This is a genomic window from Streptomyces sp. NPDC043870 (genome assembly GCF_056435785.1).
In genome coordinates, this window is sequence record NZ_JBWKDT010000009.1 from 13,914 (window position 1) to 35,715 (window position 21,802).

The following is a 21,802-nucleotide window of genomic DNA, read 5'->3' on the forward strand; positions in this document are numbered from 1 at the left end:
GTGGGAGTGAGGGAAGGCACGCACCGCCCAACCACCCACCCCCCCCCCCCCCCCCCCCCCCCCCCCCCCCCCCCCCCCGGGACTCAGGTGCCTTCGGCGGACTCCGGCGCCGGGCTCTCCCCGGTCGAGAGATGGAACAGGCCGCCCTCCGGGTCGCGCAGGGTCGCCACCCGTCCGAGCGGAGTGTCCCGCGGAGGCGTGATGACCGTCCCGTTCGCCGCGGCGGCCCGGGCCACCGCGGCGTCCACGTCATCGCGGCAGAAGTGGACATGCCATTTCGGCCTGATCTCCGGATCCGGTGACGCCGCCACGCCGCCGTACAGGCCGGCCACGGTCTGCCCGCCGGCCCACAGCATCACCCGGTCGTGCTCGTAGCGCACGTCGATACGGTCGGGTCCCTGGGAGTCCCATTCGAACACCCCGCCGTAGAACAGCGCCGAGTCGAACGGGTCCCTCGTATGGAGCTCGAGCCACGCCACGGCGCCGGCGCCGCGGCCCGCGTGCCAGCCGGGGTCGACCGGACCCTCCCAGATGCAGAACAGCGCGTCCACGGGGTCGGCGGCCCACGCCACCCGTCCCCGTCCGAAGGCGAGCGGGCCCACGGCGACCGTGCCGCCCCGCTCCCGCACGCGTGAGGCCACCGCGTCCGCACTGTCCGCCACGAAATAGGCCGTCCAGGCGACCGGCAGCCGCACCCCCATGGTCTGCGTGGACTCGACGAGACCCGCGACCGGCGCCCCCTCCGCCAGCGCGACGACGTACGAGCCCTGCGTCTGGGCGTCCGGCTCGAATTCCCAGCCGAACACCGCACCGTAGAAGTCCTGGGCGGCCTTCATGTCCTGTGTCGTCAGGCTCACCCAGCAGGGCGTGCCCTGAACCCCACGCGCTGTGGCCGCCAAGGCCGCTCACCTCATTCCTGTCATCCCTGCGCAGGAATCGACTCCCTCACACCCTTCAACAGAATCAGGACCGTCGCCACCGCAGGCGGTCCGGACGGCGGCCGGCGCGCGTGTTCAGGCCCTGCCCGTGTCGTCCCTGTCCGTGTCGTTCTTGTCCGTGTCGTCCGGCCAGATTCCGATGTGGTCGCGCTCCAGCTCCAGCATGACCCGGTCGCGCATGCCGAGGGACTCCGTGTACTCCGCGGGGAGCTGAAGGCGGCCGGCGCGGTCCAGCATCGCGTACTCCCTTGCCACCACCGACTCCTGGCCCGTCGCGGCGTCGATCTCCGTACGCCGCAGGATCTCCGTGGAGGTGCGGCCGTCACGGATGGCCACCGTGCGACGGACCTCATCGGCCACCGCCTGGTCGTGGGTGACGATGACGATCGTCGTGCCGAGCTGCTCGTTCGCCGTGCGGAACGCCGCGAAGATCTGTTCGGCCGTCTGGGAGTCGAGCTCGCCCGTCGGCTCGTCGGCGAGCAGCACCGACGGCTCGTTCGCCAGCGCCACCGCGATCGCCACACGCTGCTGCTGGCCACCGGACATCTGCCGCGGGTGGCGGTCGCGGCAGTCGGCGACGTCCAGCAGCGACAGCAGGGACATCACGTACTCGCTGCGCTCCGCCTTCTTCTTCGCCTTCCGCGTGCCACGGCCGCGCAGCTGCATCGGCAGCGCCACGTTCTGCGCGGCGGTCAGATACGGCAGCAGATTGCGTGCCGTCTGCTGCCAGACGAAGCCGACGGTCTCGCGCCGGTAGCGCAGCCGCTCCTTCGCGCCCATCGTCAGCAGATCGCAGCCGGCCACCTTCGCCGCGCCCGCCGTCGGCTCGTCCAGGCCCGCGAGGATGTTCATGAGCGTCGACTTGCCACTGCCGGACGCGCCGACCAGAGCCATCAACTCGCCCTCCCGGACCAGGAGATCGAGCCCCTGCAGCGCCTGCACCTCCACGCCGTCGGCGGTGAAGATGCGCACCAGACGGTCACAGGTGATCAGCGCGTCGTGGCCGTACTCCGGGCTGTCACGACGGGCCGCCGCCCGGCGCTCGAGCTCCCCGAGGGTGGTCCCCGCGGAGGCGGTCGAGGCCGCCCCGGCCATGGAGGCCGGTGCGGCCGTGGAGGAGTCGGTCATCGCGTGTCTCCTGCCCTGAGTTCGGTCGTTGTCGTACGCCGGGTGGTCACCCAGGCCTGCGCCGCCGCCACCGCCGCGGCGATCACCACCACGGCGAGCGCGGGCAGCAGCAGACTCCACGGGTCGGCGCGCAGCTGTACGGAGCCGGGCGAGGTGACGTCCGCGGCCAGGGCCAGCCGGCCCAGATCGATACCGGGTGCCAGCAGCCGGATCGCCGCCCAGCCGACCAGCGCACCGCCCACCGCGGCCAGCAGCGCCTGCGGCAGGGACTCCAGGACCAGCAGCCGCCGCCCCTGACGGCGGGTCAGGCCCATGGTGCGCAGCCGGCCCAGCAGCGCGGCCCGCTCCGGGGCGGCCTGCAGCAGCGACAGCAGCACCGCCAGCACGGCGTACCCGGCGCCCGCGACGGCGGCCACCGCGTAGACCCGTTCGGCGCCGCTCTGCACCGGCGACTCGGTGAACCCGTCCCGTTCGGCGGAGCGCAGCGTGACCGCCGCGCCGCCGCCCGCCGTACGGGCCGCTGCCTTCACCGCGGTACCGGACACGGAAGGGCCCGAGACCAGCAGCGTGGTGGTGGCGGCGCCGGGCAGGCCCGCCGCGTCGACCACGAGGAAGTCGCCGTCGGCCGAGGCCGGGGTGACGTCGCGCACCAGGTCCACCCGTACGGTGAACGGGCTGCCCGCGGGACCGACCTCGCTCACCCCGCCGCCCAGCCGTTCGGCGACCCCGGGAGAGGCGAGCGCCGGCAGAGCTCCGGACGACCTGCGCAGTTCATCGGCGCGGAAGGCCCCGAGGCCGGTGCGCCCGGCCAGCCGGGCGTAGGAGTCCGGGTCGACGGCGACCAGCGTCACGCTCCCGCCGCCGCCGTCCCTCAGGTCCAGGTCGTACTCGCGGTGGACGGGCGCGATGTCCCGCACCCCGGGCACCTTCCGTACGGCGTCGGCCACCGTGTCCGGCAGCTCGCCGGCCGCCTCGACCCGGGCATCGGCGCCCACCGCGACCAGCGAAGCCCGGTCACGGGCGTCGTCGACTCCGGCGAGCACCGAGCCGCCGAACGCCGCCGTGGTCAGGGCCACGAGCAGTGCGAGCAGCGGAAGCGCGGCGGTGGCGGGGGACCGGCCCGCACGGGCCAGTGACAGAAAACCGATCGCACCACGCCGGCGCGCCACCGGCAGCGCCGCGAGCCGCAGCGGCAGCGGATACAGCCGCACCAGCAGCAATGCGGCGATCACGCCCACCAGCACCGGGGCGGCGCTGACCAGTTGGTCCACGTCGCCGTCCGACGTGCCCCGGCGGCGCAGCGCGGCCACCGCCGCCACGGTCAGCACCAGCAGCGTCAGCTCGGCCACGGTCCGCCGGCGCGAGGGCCTGGCCCGTACGAGATCGTTCCGTCCGTCGTGCAGCCGCGTCCGCCGGTGCACGAACGCGGCCCGCAGCGGCAGTGCGGCACACGCGACCAGCGCGACCGCGGCCGACGCCAGCAGGGGCGGCAGCAGCCGGCCCTCGGGTACGAGGACGAGCGCGAGGACACCGCCGAGAGCCGCTGCGGGCAGCACCGGGACGGCGGCCTCCGCGAGCAGCCGCCCCGCGACACCGCGGACCGAACCGCCGCGTGAGCGCAGCAGGGACAGTTCGGAGTGCCGCCGTGCGGCGGCCAGCCCGCCGGTCATCAGCAGCACGACGCAGGCGACGCTGCCGACACCGAAACCGGCGACCGCGACCACCGGACCGATGGCGGAGACGACCCCCTCGAACTCGAGGAAGATGTCGTCCAGACCGGACCTGATCTCCAGCTCCGGCGAGACGGCGGTGCGAAGGCGCACCTGCAGCGGGCCGTGTTCGAGGGAGGCGACCGCTTCCTTGATCCGGGGCGGATCGCCGACGCCGAGCCCGGCCGGGTCGGTGGCCACGCGCCAGTAGACCTCGGTCTCCGCCGACACCGACAGCAGCGCCGGTGCCGCTTCCGGGGCCAGCAGCAGCGCGCCGTGCCAGTACGGCTGCGGGACGGGCGGTGGCGTGTAGAGGAACGTCGGCGTGCGCAGGACTGGTTCGACGGACCAGTAGCTCAGCTCGGGGTGCACCGGTTCGACGACGCCCGTGACCCTGACGGCGAGCGGTGCGCCTCCGCCGGGGCGCGGTACGTGGACGGTCGAACCGGGCTTGATGGCGAGGGCCTTGGCGGTGGCCGTGGTGACCGCGGCCTCCACGACGTCGGTGGCCGCGGTGACGGAGTCCTTCGCGGCTCTGGGTGCCCGTCCGGAGCGAAGGGTGGAGTGCTTGTCGAGCCCCGTCGGGGCGCTGAGGGTGAACACCGGTGCCCCGCCGTCGAGTTCGGGAAGCCAGGTGTCGGTGGCCGCCACCGGCTTGGCGGTGCGCACCCCGTACCCGGACTGCCCGGCGTCGGCGCGCAGCGGCTCCGGCAGCGTGGCCACGATCGTGCGGTACTGCTCGGCCAGCCGCCGGGGGCGCACCGCGGTGGTGCCGGCCCCGTCGTCGCCGTCCTCGTTCAGCGGCGGTACACCGGTCAGCTGGACACCACTGCGGTCGGGCGCGGAGGTGGTCAGCAGCTCGCGCAGCCCCTCGCCCTCGTAGGCGTCCACCGCGCGGGGGAAGGCCGCGGCGAGGAACGACGTGACCAGGACGAGCAGGGCCAGCGCGACAGCGGGACCGGGTGCGGTGCGCAGCCGGGTACGGACCCAGGGGGCGACGACCTTCACCGCACGCCTCTCCTTCGTCCTCCGTACGCCACTTGCTTCCCGCACCTCACTCGCCTCCCTGGACGCGCAGCGATGCCGCCGTATCCCCGCGGCGCACGGCCAGCGCCGCGACGACGAGCACGGGCGCGGCGGCAACTCCCGCGATCAGCAGGGCCACCCGTACGACGGGCAGCTCCACCAGCACCCCCGGAACCGGCTGGGTGGCCTGCCCGGTCAGCACGATCAGCGGAACGACGGCACGGGTGAGCACCGTGCCGAGGGCCACGCCGATCACCAGCGCCAGCCCGATGAGCAGCGACTGCTCCACCGCCAGCAGCCGGGCCTGCTGGCGCTGCGGGGCGCCGAGCGCCCGGAGCACCGCGAACTCCGCGGACCGCTCCCGCAGCGCTCCGACCGTGCTCACCGCGAAGCCGACCGCGGCCAGCGCGGCGGCGACGGCGGCGACCGCGAGCAGTGCCGACTGCGGGCCCGCCCCCAGCGGATCGTCGTGCAGCGCCTGGGCGATCTCGTCGCGCACCTCGATCTGCGCGGGGTCGATCTCGGCCCGGTCGCGCAGCGCGGACGCGACCTTGGCCGCCTTGCCGGGCTCGGTGAACAGCCACCACTCGGCGGGCGCGAGCGCCGAGTCGGGGCGGGTGGCGAGCACCCGGTTGACGGCACGCAGATCGAGCAGCAGCGCGCCGCCGTCGGTGGCGGTTCCGGCCGCCCGGCCGGGGCCGTGCGCACCGGGCCCGGTCGTCGGGATGTCCCGCAGGACCCCGGCGATCCTCACCCTGACGGGGCCGCCGGGCATCGGAACCTCGATCTCGGAGCCGGTCCTCGCGCCGCTGGACTCGAGGAAGCGGTCGGTCGCCAGCGCGGCCGGCACGGCGGGCGCGGCCCGCTCGGCGGTGATGCGGACAGTGACCGTGCGATCCTCGATCCAGCCGCCCTCGAGCACCGCCACGCCCGTGTGGTACGAGACGTCGAGCGGCGTCCCGGTCGACGAGTGCACGGCGGTGACCGCGGGCTGCGTCTCGTCGGCCCCGACGCTCGCGGTGGCTCTCGCCTGCCAGGTGAGCCCCTCGGGCACGTTGACCGGCTGCGCGTCGCCGTCCGCGGTGACCGCACGCATCGTGCCGATCGTGAGCCGCTTGGGCGCGATCCGGTCGGGGTTGCCCTTCTCGTCGAACTCGACCGCGGTCAGCGCCAGTGGACCCGCGTACCTTCCGGCCGGGGCGTCGGCGGCCCTGGCGAGATCCACGGTCATCGTGTGCGGCCTGCCGTCCGACGGGACCGTGTCCAACTGCATCCGGTACGGCACTCCGTAGCGGTCCTCCACCGTGACCGTGGGGTTCACGCCCGACTCCCCGTACGGGCCGTCCTCGGCTGCGTGGAGGGTGATGCCGAGAACGAGGCGCGCCGTGCCGGCGGGCAGCGGCAGCCCGGCGCGGGCGGTCGGCTCCGGGCGCAGGGCCGCGAGCAGACCTCCGGGGTCACCGTCCGCCAGATCGTCCCGCAGCCGCAGTTCCTCGCCGGCCAGGCCGGTGTCGAGCGCCAGCACGGTGGCCTGGCGCCCTCCCGAGAGGCCAAGACCCGTACGGGCGGCCGGGACCGCGGCCTTCACCCCCGGCATCCCGTCGTACACCCCGCCCTGCCCGAACTGGACCGTGCCGCTGCCCAGCACACGGACCGGGGCACCCGAGCGGAAGTCCGCCTGGTCGTCCTGCGAGCGGTCCCAGGACGCGCCCTGCCCGATGGCCAGCACTCCCATCGCGACGGCGAGCACCAGCAGCAGCACCGGGCCCGCGCCGCGCAGCGGTCTGCGGCTGAGCTGCCAGCCGGCGAGCGGCGCGGTCAGCCCGCGGCCGCGGGCCGCGCGCCGCTCGGCGAGCCTCGCCGTCGGCGGCAGCAGCCGGAGGGTGAGGACGGTGCCGGCGAGCAGTGCCAGTGCCGGAGACACGACGAGCAGCGGGTCGATGCCCAGTTCCCCCTGGCGGTCGCCGCTGAGGGCGCCGCCGGTGAGAGTGCGCCGGTCCAGCTGCCAGTACGCGACCGCGGCGACGACGAGGAGCCCGACGTCGGCGCCCGCCCGCAGCGGGGCGGGCAGCGCGCGGGCACGGCCGCGGGCCGCCCGGGACGCGGTGAGCGCCGGGACGGCCATCGCCACCGCGCAGGCCGGCGCCACCACCGCGCCGACCAGCCAGACCCGCGCGGTCGGACCGGTGGCAGATGAATCGAGGGACAGCCCGATCCTGGCGAGCAGGCCCTGCCCGGCCAGCAGCCGGGTGAGCGGACCGGCGAGCAACGGCGCGCACACGGCGGCGGGCAGCGCGAGCAGCAGCGCCTCCAGGGCGGAGAGTGCCGCGAGCCGGCCGCGCGACGCACCGCGGGCGAGCAGCACCCGGGTCTCGCCCGCGCGTTCCGTGCTCAGCAGCCGCGCCACCAGCAGCAGCGTGTACGCGGCGAGCAGCACCAGCTGACACGAGACGATCAGCAGCGTCGCCCGGGACACCAGCAGCGCCCGCTCCAACTGATCGAGCACGTCGGGCAGCGAGGTGCTCGCCGTGACACCGCCCTTCAGCGCCGGCTGCGCGGCGAGCAACCTCTGGCTGTTCTTCGCGGCCGTGCGCAGCGCGTCGATCCGGTCGGCGCCGAGTGCGCCGAAGTCACCGGTGGCCAGCCACGACGCACTGCGCCGGGTGATACGGCCCGAGCCGTGCGCTTCGGCGTCGGTGAGCAGCGGCCCGTACGTGGTGAACGAGTCCTTGTGCACGCCGCGTCCGCCCAGCTCGTCCAGCTGCCAGTACGGGTCGTTCCGGTCGGCCGGGCGGTAGACACCGGTGACGCGTATCCGCACCGCGGGTCCGCCCAGCCGGTCGGCGAGGGTCAGCACCCGCGGCCCCGGCGCGAGCTTCAGCTGCTTCGCGGCCGCCTCGGGCACGGCGACCTCGGTCACCCCGCCCGGGTCCGCGGTGGGCCAGGCGCCCGCCAGGAGCCGGACCCGGGAACGGTCGACGGCGGCGAACTCGGTGAGATCCGGTTCCCCCCGGCGGGCGGCCGGCGCCTGCAGGTCGCGCGGCAGCGCGTACGGTCCCGACCGGTCGAACTGCCGCAGGTTCACCGGCAGTCCGTCGAACGACTGCTGTGCCCCGCGCCGCACGGCCCGCGCCGCCGCTTCGCGGTCCCCACCCGGATTGTCCGAGGTGATGACCAGCGAGGCGGCAGCGGCGTCCCTGCTCCGCAGCGCGTGCCGCAGCCCGGCGTCCCCGACGGAGCCGGCGAAGGCGGCGAGCGTGGTCAGTACGGCCGTGGTCAGCAGGACGGCGAGCAGTGCGGCCGCGAGCAGCAACCGGTGTCCGCGTGCACGGAGAAACAGAAACCCCGTCATCGCCGTCCCCCCGTTGTACCGACACGCGTCCCCCGAAAGCCCTTTCGGGACGGAATGTTTTCAGACGCTGCAGGGGGAAGTGACCGCTCATGCATGCGACTTGATCGGATCGTGACCGGATTCCGGGACGGGAGCACCGGAATCCGAGCTCCCGTTTCCGGCGTGCGGCAGCCGTCACCCATGTTTCAGGACGGCGTCGGCGCGGCACCGCGTGCGGTGCCGGAGAGCCGCGAGGGCGGCTGCGCCCCACAGCCCGGGTGCGGTGACCGGCCTCCCGGGGCACGCTGGTGCTAGGGCCTACAGGTCTGCAGGGCCTGCAGGGTCTGCAGGGCCTGAGGCTGCCAGCCGCCCGGCCGACGGCCGCGGAGGAAGGGGTGCCATCGATGTTCGCGAGACTGAGCACCTACCAGGGATCGCCCGTGCCCGGGCACGGTGACCTGACGGCGAGTTCGGAAGCGATTGTCAGGCAGGTCCGGGGTATGCCCGGCTTCCTGGGCGTGTACTACTTCGTCGACCGGGCAACCGGGAAAGCCGTGACGCTGACCCTGTGGGCGGACGAACAGACCATGCATGCCAGCGAGGAGCTGGCCGACCAGATCAGGGTGGAAACCGCTCGGAGAGAAGGCCAGCGTGTTCTCTCCGTCGAACGGTTCGAGGTGGGCTTCAGTCACCTCGTACCGTGACGTGCGCAGCGCATCACAGACAGTCCGCGATCCGCGGATCACCGGCAGGACGAGCAAGCGGTACGGCGTTCTCCGAGACCCGCAACAGCCGTAGCAGGCCGAGGCAGGCGCTGCCCCTGGCGGCACCCGGGTGTCCGATCCCGCCGTCGGAGGCGTAGAGCGCGAGGATTGGCCACCAGGTGGGGCCCCTTCACATCCTTGGGTTCCAGGGGTCGTTGCAACACCCCCAGTGCAGGGGATGCGATGGACTTCGAGATCCGTGAGGACCGGACGAGTCTCTTCCCTCGCTGGAGCATGCCTTGAACGAGGCGGGCGACCCGGCGCTGTGCGGACTTCGCCATGAACTCGTGGAGTTCACCACGCGCTCCGGCGTAGAGGTCAGTTACCGAAAGCCGGTGGTCGCGGTCGCCGGGCACTTGGCCGGCGGGCAGGAGGACAGCCGCGCTCGCAGCGTGAGGTTCCGCTGCACGCCGGGGCCCTCGGCGGAAAAGAGTTGGTCTTCCGCCGAGACGTGCGGCTAGGGTGATGTTGTCTTGAGGCGGCCACTGGCCGCCGCTGTTGGCTGAGCGTGATTGAGGAGGTGTGACCGATGGCTGTCGTTGAGATGGGCGCTGCCCGCATCCGGAAGTTCATTCAGTCCACCTCCGTGGCCTCCGGCTGACCTCACTTTCTCCCGCGCCCGTGAGCGCGGTGCCGGGGCCACCCTTGTGAAGGGTCCCCCTTGTCTTTCTCTTCTCTCGCGGGTCCGTCCGCGTCTTCCTCGCATCCTCTCGCCCCGTACGGCTGGGACGAAGGAATCGCCGCCGAGTTCGCTCCGTACACCGCCCAGGGCCTGGTGCCCGGCCGGGTGGTGCGGGTCGACCGGGGGCAGTGCGACGTCGTCACCGCGGACGGGACCGTCCGCGCCGACACGGCGTTCGTCACGCCCCACGACCCGCTGAGGGTCATCTGCACCGGGGACTGGGCGGTCGTGGACGCCGACGGCAGCCCGCGCTACGTCCGGACGTATCTGCCGAGGCGCACCGCGTTCGTGCGGTCGACGTCGTCCCAGCGGTCCGAGGGACAGATTCTCGCCGCCAACGTCGATCACGCGATCATCGCGGTCTCGCTCGCCGTCGAGCTGGACCTCGGGCGGATCGAGCGCTTCCTGGCGCTGGCCTGGGAGAGCGGCGCGCAGCCGCTCGTCGTCCTCACCAAGGCGGACCTGGTGCCGGACGCCACCGGGAGGTCGTACCTCGTGCAGGACGTGGAGACCGTGGCGCCCGGAGTGCAGGTACTGCCGGTGAGCTCACTGACCGGTGAGGGCATGGACGTGCTCGCGGCGGTCGTCTCCGGCGGTACCAGCGTGCTGCTCGGGGTGTCCGGCGCCGGAAAGTCCACACTGGCGAACACGCTGCTCGGCGACGACGTCATGGAGGTCCAGGCCGCCCGTGACGTCGACGGCAAGGGCCGCCACACCACCACCACCCGCAATCTGCTCGCCCTCCCGGGCGGCGGGGTCCTGATCGACACACCAGGGCTGCGCGGGGTCGGCCTCTGGGACGCGGGCACCGGAGTCGGGCAGGTCTTCTCGGAGATCGAGGAACTGGCCGAGGGCTGCCGCTTCCACGACTGCGCGCACGAGTCGGAGCCGGGGTGCGCGGTGCTCGCCGCGATCGAGGACGGCTCCCTGCCGGAGCGCAGGCTGGACAGCTACCGCAAGCTGCTCCGCGAGAACCAGCGGATCGTCGCCAAGACCGATGCCCGGGTGCGGGCGGAGATCCGCCGCGACTGGAAGCTGAAGCACGCGGAGGGCCGCGCGGCCATGGAGGCCAAGCGGGGGCGCGTCCGCTGAGGGGCTCTGCCCCCGCTCCCGCCCCTCGATCGCCGGCGAGGCCGGATCTTCCGGCGCGCCGGCGATCGAGGACACGGCCGAAGGCCGTACGGGGGCCGGGGGCGAAGCCCCCGGTTACGGGATGACGGGACGGGGTGGTTACGGGACGGGGCGGGACGGGGCGGGGCGGGGAGAAAGCGCGCCGCAGGCGCCCCGGTCCGGCAGCCCGCACAGTAGCGTGGTGTCCGAAAACCGCCAGAGATCGCACGGCGCACCGCCGACACTGGACACGTGATGGACGAAGACACCAGGTACGAGGCCGTGAGCAGCCGTGACGCGCGGTTCGACGGCGAGTTCTTCTTCGGCGTCCGCACGACCGGCATCTACTGCCGCCCGAGCTGCCCCGCCGTCACGCCCAAGCGGAAGAACGTCCGGTTCTTCCCGACCGCCGCAGCCGCACAGGGCCACGGCTTCCGGGCCTGCCGACGCTGCCGGCCGGACGCCGTCCCGGGATCGGCCGAGTGGAACGTACGGGCCGATGTCGTCGGGCGGGCGATGCGGATGATCGGTGACGGCGTGGTCGACCGGGAGGGTGTGCCGGGTCTCGCGGGCCGCCTCGGGTACAGCGCGCGGCAGGTGCAGCGGCAGCTCAACGCCGAGCTCGGCGCAGGGCCGGTCGCGCTCGCCCGCGCCCAGCGGTCGCACGCCGCACGCGTTCTGCTCCAGACGACCGGGCTGCCGGTCACGGAGATCGTGTTCGCGTCCGGTTTCTCGAGCGTGCGCCAGTTCAACGACACGATCCGCCGGATCTACGCCCGTACGCCGAGCGAACTCCGCGCCGAGACGGGATCCAGGCAGGCAGTGAACTCCGCCGGGATCCCGCTGCGCCTCGCCCACCGGGGGCCCTACGCGGCCCGCGAGGTCTTCGACCTGCTCGCGCAGGAAGCCGTGGACCGGATCGAGGAGGTCGTCGGCGCCCCCGGCAGCCGTACGTACCGGCGTACCCTGCGGCTTCCGTACGGCTCCGGCATCGTCTCCGTCGACGAACGCTCGGCCGGACCCTGGCTGGAGGCCCGCATCCAGCTGACCGACCTGCGCGACCTGACCACCGCCGTCCAGCGGCTGCGCCGGCTCTTCGACCTCGACGCCGACCCGTACGCCGTCGAGGAACGTCTCTGCGCCGACCCCGTGCTCGCCCCGCTCGTCGCCGCCCGCCCCGGGCTGCGCTCACCCGGGACGGCCGAGCCGGAGGAGTTCGCGGTACGGGCCGTCGTCGGCCGCGAGGAGGCCGCGCGACTCGTCGAGGCGTACGGCAAGGTCCTGGACCAGCCTTGCGGCGGGCTCACACACCTCTTCCCCGAACCGGCCGTGCTGACGGACCACCCGGTCGCCGGCCCGCTCGCGAGCGCCGTCGCCGACGGGCACCTGCGCCTCGACCCCGGCGCGGACCGCGACGAGGCCGAGCGGACGCTGCTCGCCCTGCCCGGCGTCACGCCGCGCACCGCCGCGCTGATCCGGATGCGCGCGCTCGGGGACCCGGACGTCGCCCCCGACGGCGGGCGCGACGACGAGTCCCACCGGCCATGGCGTTCGTACGCCACCCGGTACCTCGCCACGACGCACGCTGAGGCGTCTCTTCCGGATCACCGGACGACCTCTCCGACAGGGGTTCCCGGCGGCGGACGTGTGGGGATGCGGCCGGACCCAGGGCGTGGCCCACGGCGCGAGCCAATTGGCCTGGAGCTGGGGCGCCACGTTGGTCTCTCCTGTGAACAGCCAGGTCGAGGTGGCGGCACTTAGCGCGCGGCCGATCGACCGTCACACGCGGTCGGTACGCGCTGATCATCAACAAGTCGGAGTAATCGGCAGAGGGGCACGGAAGGCTCGTGATCAATACACCTCGGCCCTGTCCGGCTTCCGGCCTCCGGCTTCCGGCTTCCGGTCTACGGGGAGGGCTCTTCCAGGCCCCAGCTGTGGATCTTCTTCGGGTGGATCCGGATCACCTCCTCGCTGAAGTGCGGCCCCAGCTCGTGCGGCCCCGTCAGCAGCTCAGCCTCGCCCCGGATGTCGACCCCGCGCACCTGCCACGGCCGCGTGCTCACGATGTCGTCCACGACGAGCGCGACCTTCGGGTTCGCCTGCAGATTGCGCCACTTCTTCGTCTTCCCCATGGCCAGTCCGCCGACGAGGATCGTGCCGTCGTTCTGGGGGAAGAAGCCGACCGGGTTGGCCTGGGGCTGCCCCTGAGCGTCCACGGTCGCCATCCGCCCCAGCTTCTGGGTCCTGAGATACGCGCGCTCGGCTTCGCTGAATTCGGTCATGAGGTCAGCATCGCCCGCCCCGATCGGCTGCGCATCGGCATGTCGTCCTGGTCCGGAGGTCCTAAGCCAGGGCCGGCCCGTGGTCTGCGTCAGCCGGGAAGGCTCCCTCGATCCCATGGCGCACCACGCAGGGCGCCCCGGCCTCGCTCACCAGGCGCACCCACGGGTGACGCCCCCTGCGCACCGCGCTGAGCAGGAACGCGCCCTGTGTGCGGAAGTGATGGACCGCCAGATCCCGCCGGGCCTCCGGGACCGCCGGGAAGACCCGGACGATGCCGCCCCACGATTGTCCTCGCGGGGGCCGGCGGCGAAGGCGCCCGGCCCGTCGGCGGCAGGTGGTTCGGTGGCCTGCGCGGGGACGGACGCCGCGCCGCCGAGCACCAGCGCGCTGCCGACCGCCGTGCCGCCGGCGAGAACGTCACCGACGCCCGATGCGGCCGCCCCCCGTGTGCCCCGGCACTCAGCCCCAGATCACCGCACCCACCCACGCGCCCACGACCAGCAGACAGCCGAAGAGCTCGACCAGCACGCTCGTCCCTGCTGCCCGCATCACCGTCCGGGTCGAGGTCATGGCCTCCCCGTGCCCGCCGAGGCGCAGCCGTTCGGAGCCGTACACGCCCCCGATGAATCCCACCACCGCGCCCACCACGGGCAGCAGCACGAAGCCGAGCAGCGCCCCCGTACCCGCGAAGACCGCCATCCGGCGGGTGATTCCCACGCCGCGCATCCGGCGCGGGCCCAGCTGCCAGACGACCACCTGATTGACCAGCAGCAGCGCCGTCGCCCCGACCAGTACCCACCACGCAAGGGCCGTCCTCGCCTGCACCGCCCACCACAGCACCGCGGACCAGACCAGCCAGGTGCCGGGAACACCCGGAACCAGCACCCCGAGCAGGCCCAGCAGCATCACCATGCCGACCAGTACGAGCTGCCATGCACCCATCTGCCAAGGGTGCAGGACCCCGCTCAGCTCCGCAGGTCGCGCACCAGGTCCTGGCCCGCGGCGCGTTCCAGGTCACGGGTCGTGTCACGTCCCAGGCCGTGTCCCAGGTCGCGGGTCGTGTCACGACCCAGGCCGCGGGCCGTGTCGCGCGCCACCCAGCCCTTCTCGTACGCGTGCCACCCCAGCTGCAGCCGAGTGGTCACCCCGGTCAGCTCCATCAGCCCCTTCACCCGCCGCTGCACGGTCCGCAGGCCCAGCTCCAGCTGCTTCGCGACGCTCGCGTCCGTCATCCCCGCCAGCAGCAGCGACAGGATCTCCAGATCGGTGGCGTCGGGGCCGGGCGTCTGCTCCTCCGTCAGCTGCGCGCCCGCCCCGAGCCGCAGCGGCAGTGCCTCCCGCCACACCGCCTCGAACAGCCCCATCAGCGACTCCAGCAGCCCGCTCGCATGCACCACGAGCGCCGCCGGCTCCGAACCCCGCCCGGTCAGCGGCACCATCGCGAGTGTCCGGTCGGCGACCACGAGTTTGGTCGGCACCCGGTCCACGACCCGGACCTGCTCGTCGCGGCCGAGCGACGCGGACACCTCGGTGAGCCCGGAGGGCAGCGCCAGTACCTCGCGCTCGATGACGACGCGGTACGCGACCCCGCGCTGCGATGCCCGCTCCTCCGCCTCGTTGTCCATCCCCGACACCACGACAGGCTTCCCGGTGACCAGTGCGCAGACCTCGTCCGTCGCGCCCAGCTGAAGCTGCAGAAAGCGGTGCGCCACCGCGCTCGCGCCCGTCACCACTTCGACCAGGTCGTGCACGGCCGGCTCCGCGGCCTCCGCCCGGTACTCCTCCGCCAGCAGTGCCGCCGCCAGCTCCGCCTGTTCCAGCTCATGGCGGTGCTGGGTGAGCAGTGCGCCCAGCGCGACCCCGGGGGGCGCCGCCACCCAGCGGCCCGCCCGCGCGGACGACTGCGCGGCCAGACCGTGCCGCTCCAGCAGACGCAGCGCACGCTCCGTGTCCGGCTCCGGAAGTGCGAGCCGGTGCGCCAGATCGGTGACCTCCGCGGCGCCCAGCGCCACCAGCGCGCGGTACGCCGACTCCTGTCTCGCATCGAGACCTATCGCTCCCAGCACCCCTGTGCCCTCCCCGGACCTGGGTCCTGTCCTCCGGATCCTGCCGGGCTCGCGTGCCCGGCACGCCGAGCCGGCCTGATCCAGAAGGCAGGACCTGACCATTCCGTATGTGGCCGACATGTGGCCGACATGATCGTGGCGGAAATCGGCCACGGCGTAAACCCGCCGATCACATCATCCCTGCACCGCCCGTCGCTCCTGCCAATCTGGCGCCACCGCAGCAGCAACAGCCTCCGGACACGTGGCATTTGTATGCCGGAGTGCCGAAATCGACTGGCGGGAGCAATGCGCCCGATATCGCGTACGGCGCTGGGGGCGGCGACCGCCGCCGCCCTGGCCGTCACCCCGGTCGCGCCGTCCGTGGCCGCCGGACCGCAGGACGCCCCGGCCGGCAACCGACCTCTGACAGGCAGTCAGGCCGCGTCGGCCGCTCAAGGACAGCCTCGGCCTTCCGGTGGGGGGTTGGGCCGCCCGGCGGACCCATCTGCGGACAGATTCGGGATTGATTTTTCGGAATGCTCCGTTTTCGCGCGGCCGCCGCCGTGGACAATATGGGCATGAGTCAGCAGGGGGAGAGGCCCGCCGCCGGCGACGACTGGTGGAACCGGCTGTACGACGAGTCCGCCCCGGACGCGGGACCCGACCAGGGGGCGGGCGACACCCTCGACGACCGCTTCGACTCCGCGGCGGACACGGTGGGTGTGGGGCCTCCCGAGGCGGCGCCCGAGCACCGCCCACGCGCCTGGTGGGACCCGTCCCCCCAGCAGGGCGGGGCGCCGTGGGAGGCCCCCGCGGCCCCGCCTCGCCCGCAGCGCGCTCCCGCACCACCCCGCCCCCGTACGCCACCGTCCACGGCCCCGGCGCGACCGGAGCCGTCCGCGCCCGCCGCGGCCGGCCCGCCGGATGCCAACCCGTCGGATGCCAACCCGTCGGATGCCAACCCGCAGGACGCCGCCGCGCCCCGGCAGCCGGACGTCCCCGTACCGGATGTGCCCGCACCGGATGTGCCGCTCCTGCCCGCGGCGCTCCCGCGCCCGCGCACCGGGCACGTCGGGGACCGGCCGCCCACCTACGACGCCGAGCCCACCGCGCTGCCCGCCGCACGCCAGCAGCAGCTGGACGAGCTCGTCGCCGACACCGTGCTCGACGGCGCGCGGTACGGGGCGTACACCCTGCGGGCCGCGTCCGTGCGCGGCGACTCCGCCCGCTACCGGGGCGAGCCCCGGCGCGACGCGCTGCTGACCGCGCGCTTCGGCGCGGGCGAGGGCGCCCTGGTGCTGGTGGCCGTGGCCACCGGCGCACGCGCCACCGAAGGAGCGCATCTCGCCGCGGCCGACGCCTGCCGCTGGATCGGCGGAGCCGTGGGCCGCAGCCACGCACGGCTCGCCGAGGACATCAGGTCGGGCCGCCGGGGCGACCTCAAGTCCGGGCTGCACCGGCTCACCGACCGTTCCTTCGGCAGGCTCCGCGCCCGCGCCGCCGAACTCGGCCTGCCCCCCGAGGAGTACACGGCAGACCTGAGGTGCCTGCTGCTCTCCGCCGACCCCGGGTGCCGCACCCGGGTGTTCTTCGGCATCGGCGGCGGCGGGCTCTTCCGGCTCCGCGACGGCGGCTGGCAGGATCTCGAGCCCGTCGTGCCCGAGCCCTCGGCCGTCACCGGCGAGCCGGTCGTCGGCTACGGCTCCCCGGCGCCGGAGGACATCCGGGGCGACCGGCTCACGATGGACCTGGGCATCGCCACCCCTCCGTCCCCGTACGTCGAAGCCCCCGTCCCGCCGCCGGCCGAGCCCTTCCGCTTCCGCGCCTCGGTGGCCCGCCCCGGCGACACCCTCCTCCTGTGCAGCGCCGGCCTCGCCGATCCGCTGCGCGGCGAGCCGGCTCTCGCCGGGGAACTCGCGCAGCGCTGGGCCCCGGCCGAACCGCCGGGCCTCGCCGCGTATCTCGCCGACACCCAGCTCAGGGTGAAGGGCTACGCCGACGACCGTACGGCGTGCGCCGTCTGGGAGGCGTAACACGAGAGGCGTCACGCACCCGGTCATGGATAGATGGACCCATGGCCAAGCAGAACGTCGCAGAACAGTTCGTCGACATCCTCGTCCGCGCGGGCGTGCAGCGGCTGTACGGAGTCGTGGGCGACAGTCTCAACCCTGTGGTCGACGCCATCCGCCGCAACAGCGCCATCGAGTGGATCCAGGTACGCCACGAGGAGACCGCCGCCTTCGCGGCCGGCGCCGAAGCGCAGATCACCGGCAGGCTCGCCGCCTGCGCCGGCTCGTGCGGCCCCGGCAACCTCCACCTCATCAACGGCCTCTACGACGCACACCGCTCCATGGCGCCCGTGCTCGCCCTCGCCTCCCACATCCCGTCCTCCGAAATCGGCCTCGGATACTTCCAGGAGACCCACCCCGACCAGCTGTTCCGCGAATGCAGCCACTACAGCGAGCTCATCTCCAGCCCGAAGCAGATGCCGAGGCTGCTCCAGACCGCGATCCAGCACGCCATCGGCCGCAGCGGGGTCAGCGTCGTCTCGCTCCCCGGGGACATCGCCGCCCAGCAGGCCCCCGAGAAGTCCATCGAGCACGCCCTGGTGACGACCCGTCCGACGGTCCGCCCCGGCGACACGGAGATCGACGCCCTCGCCCGCATGATCGACGACGCGGACCGCGTCACGCTGTTCTGCGGCAGCGGGACGGCCGGCGCCCATCACGAGGTCATGCAGTTCGCGGAGCGCATCAAGTCACCCGTCGGCCACGCGCTCCGCGGCAAGGAGTGGATCCAGTACCAGAATCCCTACGACGTCGGTATGAGCGGACTGCTCGGCTACGGCGCCGCGTACGAGGCCACCCACGAGTGCGATCTGCTGATCCTGCTCGGCACGGACTTCCCGTACAACGCGTTCCTCCCCGACGACGTCAAGATCGCCCAGGTCGATGTCCGGCCCGAGCACCTCGGCCGCCGCTCCAAGCTGGACCTGGCCGTGTGGGGCGACGTACGCGAGACACTGCGCTGTCTCACCCCGCGGGTGCGGATCAAGAACGACCGGCGCTTCCTCGACAAGATGCTGAAGAAGCACGCCGAGGCGCTGGAGGGCGTCATCAAGGCGTACACCCGCAAGGTGGAGAAGCACATCCCGATCCACCCCGAGTACGTCGCCTCCGTCCTCGACGAACTCGCCGACGAGGACGCCGTCTTCACCGTCGACACGGGGATGTGCAACGTCTGGGCGGCCCGCTATCTCACGCCCAACGGACGGCGTCGCGTCATCGGTTCCTTCAGCCACGGCTCGATGGCGAACGCGCTGCCGCAGGCTATCGGTGCGCAGTTCACCGATCGCGGCAGACAGGTCGTGTCGATGTCGGGCGACGGCGGATTCTCCATGCTGATGGGCGACTTCCTCACTCTCGTCCAGTACGACCTGCCAGTGAAGGTCGTCCTCTTCAACAATTCCTCGCTGGGGATGGTCGAGCTGGAGATGCTGGTCTCCGGACTGCCGTCGTACGGCACCACGAACCACAACCCGGACTTCTCGGCGATCGCGCGGGCGGCAGGTGCGTACGCCGTGCGCGTGGAGAAGCCGAAGCAGCTCGCGGGCGCCCTGAAGGACGCCTTCCAGCACCGGGGCCCGGCCCTGGTCGACGTGGTCACGGACCCGAACGCGTTGTCCATTCCGCCGAAGATCAGCGCCGAGATGGTGACGGGCTTCGCGCTCTCCGCCAGCAAGATCGTGCTGGACGGCGGGGTGGGCCGCATGGTCCAGATGGCCCGCTCGAACCTGCGGAACGTGCCACGGCCCTGAGACGCGGAGAGTGCCCCGCCGATGACGCGGCGTGAACCGGCATGCGTGGCGGCACCGGGGCGGGGCATGCATGTCGTGGGCGCTCGTGTGAGTGCCGTTTCGAAGAGGAGAGGACCGTTCCGACGTGCGGTGGGGGATGATGACGAGACGTCAGGGAAGGTCCGGGCCTGCGCAGCTGCGTCGCAGTGTGGGGCGCGCGGATCTCAGGGCCGTACCGGAAGTGCGGCGGGCCTTGCGTGACTTACTGGGGCACTGGGGCGAGCCCGGCTCGGCCGAGGTCGCGGAGCTGCTGACCAGTGAGCTGGTGACCAACGCACTGATCCACACGGACGACGGCGCGGTCGTGACGGCCACCGTCGCGCCCGCCAGGCTCCGGGTCGAGGTACGCGACTTCACGAGCGGCCCGGCCGAGCCGCACGCCAGAGCCGCCTCCGACGACAGCACGCACGGCAGAGGACTCGTCCTGGTGCAGAGCCTCGCGGACGCGTGGGGAGTGCGGGCGCACGAACTGGGCAAGGTGGTCTGGTTCGAACTGGCCGGCGGGCGGACCTGATCGGTAGGGATCGCGCCCACCCGCCGTACCGGCTCGTCGGCTGCCGCTTCAGCCGAACTGCTGCTCAAGATGCTTGAGCTTCTGCTCGAGGGAGTCCAGACGCGGGAGCGCCTGTGTGTCGTCCTCCGCGGTGAGGTCGACGGTGATGGGCTCAGTACCCTTCACGGCCTGAAGGGAGAGCCGGGGGCGCAGTGGCAGCTGTCCCGGCTCGGCTATGGCAGGCTCCGCGACCGGCCCGACGGCCGGTGCGGAGCCCGCCGGACCACTCAGGGTGGCGACATCGACCTGGCGCCCGCCGCCGCGACCGCGGCCCCACGCCCGGTGCTGCCGGTTCAGCGCCCGCAGGTGCGCCCGGTCCAGCTTCTCCTGGTCGCGCCTGCGCATCCGGGTCTGTTCCTTCTGCCGTCGGTCCTCGCGGACCTCGTCGACCGCCTCGTCCAGCGTGCGTACACCCTCGAGCAGCATCAGCGACCAGGCGCCGAAGGTCTCGCGGGGCGCCCGCAGCCACCGTACGACGCGGATCTGCGGCAGCGGGCGCGGCACCAGGCCCTGCTCGCGCAGCGCGGCCCTGCGGGTCTGCTTCAGCGCACGGTCGAAGAGCACCGCGGCCGACAGCGACATGCCGGCGAAGAACTGCGGGGCGCCCGCGTGATCCAGACCGCGCGGCGCGTGAACCCAGTTGAACCAGGCGGCCGCACCCGCGAACGTCCACACCAGCAGCCGGGAGCCGAGGGCGGCATCGCCGTGGCTCGCCTCGCGCACGGCGAGTACCGAGCAGAACATGGCGGCGCCGTCGAGGCCGAACGGGACCAGGTACTCCCAGCCGCCGGAGAGATTCAGGTTCTGCCGGCCGAAGCCGACCAGACCGTGGAACGAGAGTGCCGCGGCGACCGCCGCACAGCAGAAGAGAAGCAGGTAGGAGGCGGTTCCGTAGACCGCCTCTTTACGCCGGCGGCGTTCCTCGCTGCGTTCCCAGGAGTCGTCGGCCGCGGAACCGTCACCGGCGCGCTTGTTGCGCGCGAGCACCGCCACCGCCGCCACGACCCCCGCGAGCAACACGCCAGCCGGGAGCAGCCAGTCCAGCGATATCTCGGTCAGTCTCATGCGGTGTCCCTTGCATCTGCATCGCGGTAGGCGTTTTCGGGCGCCATATTGGCCGAAGTCACGGGGCGGTCAGAGGGTTTCGGGGCAAGAGAACGCCAAGAGAGCGTCAGGGCATACGAATAGGTGCGTTCTTCTCGAACGCACCTCAGGGGGAAGGGATTTGAGTTCGATTTATGCCACCTGGATGAGTGGCGTGGCGTGGGGCGGCCGCTGTCAGCCCTCCGTGGCGCTGAGCCTCCGGACGCGGTCGGCGTCGCACGTGCGAGGGCAGGTGACGCAGGTGTCCTCGGGGCGCAGCGTGTAGAAGAGGCAGCAGCTCGCCCGGTCGCGGGTCGGCAGCGGCTCGCGACCGGGACCGGTCAGCTCGCGGAAACCGGCCGTGCCGACGTACGGCTTGGTGGTGCCGGGCAGCAGTGCCTCCAGCTCCGCCATGGCGCGCCGCTCCTCGCCGAGCAGATGCGCGACGTACCAGAGCCCCTCGACGATCTCGTCGGTGGCCATGCCCCACAGGGCCCGCCTGCCGCGCCGCATCCGCGGCCCGAACCCGTCGAGCACGGGTCCGATGTGCTCGGCGACGGCGTCCCGCACCTCCGCGAGCAGCGCCTCCTCGTCCCGGACGATCCGGGCGCCGGGCAGCGCCGCGGCCGGGTCGCCGGGAAGGCAGGCGAAGTCACGCACCCGCACGGTCATCCGGCCGAGGGCCCGGTGGACGGACACGTTCGCGACGGGCAGCCGGGGCACCCGGCGGTCCAGAAACCACGGGACCGTGATCAGCAGACAGGCCGGCCAGGCGTACCGGTGGAGTCCGAAGCTGGCGACGACGTCGGGGCGGGCCTGCTGTCCGTAGTCACGCAGCACCTGTGCGTTGTCCCAGGCCAGGAAGGCGTCGAGGGCGGGACCGCCCGCCGCGAGGTCCGCCGCCGCGACCCAGCCGGCCCCGCGAGGGGCCGGCTCGCCGTCCGTCAGCTCCTGGACGCGCAAGCCGGGAAACGCCGCTGTCAGGCGCGCGTACGCGTCCGTGAGCGGCGAGGAGGCGGCAGGCCGCGAGCTGGTGAGGACGGCGGGGACGGTCATGCGGGGACCACCGAATCGCGATCGTTGGCAGGTTAGGCTTACCTTACCCGAAGCGATCGATGTTTGAACTCCGCCCTCGTCCGCCTATCGTGCACAGGGGACCTGTGCCACGCGAGCCGGGCCCGGTACGAAGCCGGAGGAGGACCCGAGTGGAGCAGGGCAGAGCGCGCGCGAGCGCCGCGGCACGTGCCCACGCGCCCGCCTCCGTCCCCGGGCAGGTCCGCGGTGAGCAGGTCCC

At 73.1% G+C, this 21,802-nt stretch carries 15 protein-coding genes; 6 read left to right on the plus strand and 9 right to left on the minus strand.

Annotated features, from left to right (window positions below):
* Positions 1-83: 83 nt before the first annotated feature.
* The 4 genes from AC0699_RS14085 to AC0699_RS14100 form a co-directional block, all read right to left on the minus strand.
* Positions 84-857, minus strand: coding sequence for a VOC family protein (locus AC0699_RS14085; RefSeq protein WP_478659603.1), 774 nt, complete (start codon positions 855-857; stop codon positions 84-86).
* A 156-nt stretch (positions 858-1,013) separates the two neighbouring features.
* Positions 1,014-2,066: an ABC transporter ATP-binding protein gene (locus AC0699_RS14090; RefSeq protein WP_478659605.1), complete on the minus strand. Its 1,053-nt coding sequence runs from the start codon at positions 2,064-2,066 to the stop codon at positions 1,014-1,016.
* Positions 2,063-4,783, minus strand: coding sequence for an ABC transporter permease (locus tag AC0699_RS14095; protein ID WP_478659607.1), 2,721 nt, complete (start codon positions 4,781-4,783; stop codon positions 2,063-2,065). The genes AC0699_RS14090 and AC0699_RS14095 overlap by 4 nt, the downstream gene beginning before the upstream one ends.
* A 46-nt stretch (positions 4,784-4,829) precedes the next feature.
* Positions 4,830-8,153 (minus strand): FtsX-like permease family protein, encoded by a 3,324-nt coding sequence (locus AC0699_RS14100; protein ID WP_478659609.1) that lies wholly within the window; start codon positions 8,151-8,153, stop codon positions 4,830-4,832.
* 383 nt (positions 8,154-8,536) lie between these two features.
* On the opposite strand from AC0699_RS14100, the gene AC0699_RS14105 reads away from it, so the two are divergent.
* The 3 genes from AC0699_RS14105 (at position 8,537) to AC0699_RS14115 (ending at position 12,449) form a co-directional block, all read left to right on the plus strand.
* Complete coding sequence (locus AC0699_RS14105; RefSeq protein ID WP_478659611.1) at positions 8,537-8,836, plus strand: hypothetical protein; 300 nt, start codon at positions 8,537-8,539, stop codon at positions 8,834-8,836.
* Positions 8,837-9,557: 721 nt separating this feature from the next.
* Positions 9,558-10,670, plus strand: a complete 1,113-nt coding sequence (gene rsgA, locus AC0699_RS14110) for a ribosome small subunit-dependent GTPase A (RefSeq protein WP_478659613.1) — start codon at positions 9,558-9,560, stop codon at positions 10,668-10,670.
* A gap of 273 nt (positions 10,671-10,943) precedes the next feature.
* On the plus strand, positions 10,944-12,449 hold the full coding sequence (locus tag AC0699_RS14115) for a bifunctional transcriptional activator/DNA repair enzyme AdaA (protein WP_478659951.1): 1,506 nt from the start codon (positions 10,944-10,946) through the stop codon (positions 12,447-12,449).
* A 143-nt stretch (positions 12,450-12,592) separates the two neighbouring features.
* Here the strand turns inward: AC0699_RS14115 and AC0699_RS14120 are convergent, their stop codons facing one another.
* From AC0699_RS14120 to AC0699_RS14130, 3 genes are all read right to left on the minus strand, one after another.
* Positions 12,593-12,970, minus strand: a complete 378-nt coding sequence (locus AC0699_RS14120) for a PPOX class F420-dependent oxidoreductase (RefSeq protein ID WP_478659615.1) — start codon at positions 12,968-12,970, stop codon at positions 12,593-12,595.
* A gap of 460 nt (positions 12,971-13,430) precedes the next feature.
* A complete protein-coding gene (locus AC0699_RS14125) occupies positions 13,431-13,913 on the minus strand; it encodes a DUF456 domain-containing protein (protein ID WP_478659617.1) in 483 nt (160 codons plus the stop codon).
* Positions 13,914-13,936: 23 nt separating this feature from the next.
* Positions 13,937-15,037: a helix-turn-helix domain-containing protein gene (locus AC0699_RS14130; RefSeq protein ID WP_478659619.1), complete on the minus strand. Its 1,101-nt coding sequence runs from the start codon at positions 15,035-15,037 to the stop codon at positions 13,937-13,939.
* Between the two features lie 557 nt (positions 15,038-15,594).
* On the opposite strand from AC0699_RS14130, the gene AC0699_RS14135 reads away from it, so the two are divergent.
* From AC0699_RS14135 to AC0699_RS14145, 3 genes are all read left to right on the plus strand, one after another.
* Positions 15,595-17,049, plus strand: coding sequence for a protein phosphatase 2C domain-containing protein (locus tag AC0699_RS14135; RefSeq protein ID WP_478659621.1), 1,455 nt, complete (start codon positions 15,595-15,597; stop codon positions 17,047-17,049).
* 41 nt (positions 17,050-17,090) lie between these two features.
* Positions 17,091-18,833 (plus strand): pyruvate dehydrogenase, encoded by a 1,743-nt coding sequence (locus AC0699_RS14140; RefSeq protein WP_478659623.1) that lies wholly within the window; start codon positions 17,091-17,093, stop codon positions 18,831-18,833.
* Positions 18,834-18,969: 136 nt separating this feature from the next.
* Complete coding sequence (locus AC0699_RS14145) at positions 18,970-19,386, plus strand: ATP-binding protein (protein WP_478659624.1); 417 nt, start codon at positions 18,970-18,972, stop codon at positions 19,384-19,386.
* Positions 19,387-19,434: 48 nt separating this feature from the next.
* Here AC0699_RS14145 and AC0699_RS14150 read toward each other — a convergent pair whose 3' ends face one another.
* Complete coding sequence (locus AC0699_RS14150) at positions 19,435-20,490, minus strand: DUF2637 domain-containing protein (protein ID WP_478659626.1); 1,056 nt, start codon at positions 20,488-20,490, stop codon at positions 19,435-19,437.
* 213 nt (positions 20,491-20,703) lie between these two features.
* Positions 20,704-21,564 (minus strand): (2Fe-2S)-binding protein, encoded by an 861-nt coding sequence (locus AC0699_RS14155; protein WP_478659628.1) that lies wholly within the window; start codon positions 21,562-21,564, stop codon positions 20,704-20,706.
* Positions 21,565-21,802: the final 238 nt, after the last annotated feature.

Excerpts from the sequence above, each read along its gene's own strand:
- AC0699_RS14090 (WP_478659605.1), bottom strand. The coding sequence starts at position 2,066 with ATGACCGACTCCTCCACGGCCGCACCGGCCTCCATGGCCGGGGCGGCC.
- AC0699_RS14100 (WP_478659609.1), bottom strand. The coding sequence starts at position 8,153 with ATGACGGGGTTTCTGTTTCTCCGTGCACGCGGACACCGGTTGCTGCTC.
- AC0699_RS14105 (WP_478659611.1), top strand. The coding sequence starts at position 8,537 with ATGTTCGCGAGACTGAGCACCTACCAGGGATCGCCCGTGCCCGGGCAC.
- AC0699_RS14115 (WP_478659951.1), top strand. The coding sequence starts at position 10,944 with ATGGACGAAGACACCAGGTACGAGGCCGTGAGCAGCCGTGACGCGCGG.
- AC0699_RS14120 (WP_478659615.1), bottom strand. The coding sequence starts at position 12,970 with ATGACCGAATTCAGCGAAGCCGAGCGCGCGTATCTCAGGACCCAGAAG.
- AC0699_RS14125 (WP_478659617.1), bottom strand. The coding sequence starts at position 13,913 with ATGGGTGCATGGCAGCTCGTACTGGTCGGCATGGTGATGCTGCTGGGC.
- AC0699_RS14135 (WP_478659621.1), top strand. The coding sequence starts at position 15,595 with ATGAGTCAGCAGGGGGAGAGGCCCGCCGCCGGCGACGACTGGTGGAAC.
- AC0699_RS14140 (WP_478659623.1), top strand. The coding sequence starts at position 17,091 with ATGGCCAAGCAGAACGTCGCAGAACAGTTCGTCGACATCCTCGTCCGC.
- AC0699_RS14145 (WP_478659624.1), top strand. The coding sequence starts at position 18,970 with ATGATGACGAGACGTCAGGGAAGGTCCGGGCCTGCGCAGCTGCGTCGC.
- AC0699_RS14150 (WP_478659626.1), bottom strand. The coding sequence starts at position 20,490 with ATGAGACTGACCGAGATATCGCTGGACTGGCTGCTCCCGGCTGGCGTG.
- AC0699_RS14155 (WP_478659628.1), bottom strand. The coding sequence starts at position 21,564 with ATGACCGTCCCCGCCGTCCTCACCAGCTCGCGGCCTGCCGCCTCCTCG.